The sequence below is a fragment of the Terrisporobacter mayombei genome, from assembly GCF_020748465.1.
Lineage (GTDB): Bacteria > Bacillota > Clostridia > Peptostreptococcales > Peptostreptococcaceae > Terrisporobacter > Terrisporobacter mayombei.
The window spans coordinates 1-449 of sequence record NZ_JAHZMP010000240.1; the positions used below are offsets into that span (position 1 = coordinate 1).

Genomic DNA, 449 nt, shown 5'->3' on the forward strand with positions numbered 1-449 from the left:
GTTTTATTTTTCATATAATGACCATAGACTATTAAACTCTTATCATTTTCAAAGTTATTTCTATAATCCATGAAAATACTACCTGCAGGAAGATAATTTTTATAAAAATCATGAGTTAGGTAGAAATCCTTGTTATATCCTTGTACTACAGGATAGTCTATATTTGCGTTGTTTATTTTAAGCCAGAATCTATAATCATTATTTTTATCATAAAGTTCTTGATGTTTACTATTGTTATTGCTAGTGTTTTCTCTGAGTTCAGTATATACTTCATCAGCCTTTTTATATTCAGATAATTTTATGTAAATCGAAAGGCTAGAGAAAATTAGCGTAATAATGCAAATAATATTTATTAATATTTTTACTAGTTTTTTCAATTAATTACCCCATGTATTATTATATAAAAGATTAAATAAATTTTATATAATTTAAAATTTTTATTGTAGTTA

The 449-nt window shown here is 22.5% G+C and carries 1 protein-coding gene; it reads right to left on the bottom strand.

Annotated features, from left to right (window positions below; genetic code table 11):
* The coding region (locus K0039_RS21365; protein ID WP_228106898.1) for a class B sortase at positions 1-377 on the bottom strand (377 nt) is incomplete at its 3' end.
* Positions 378-449: the final 72 nt, after the last annotated feature.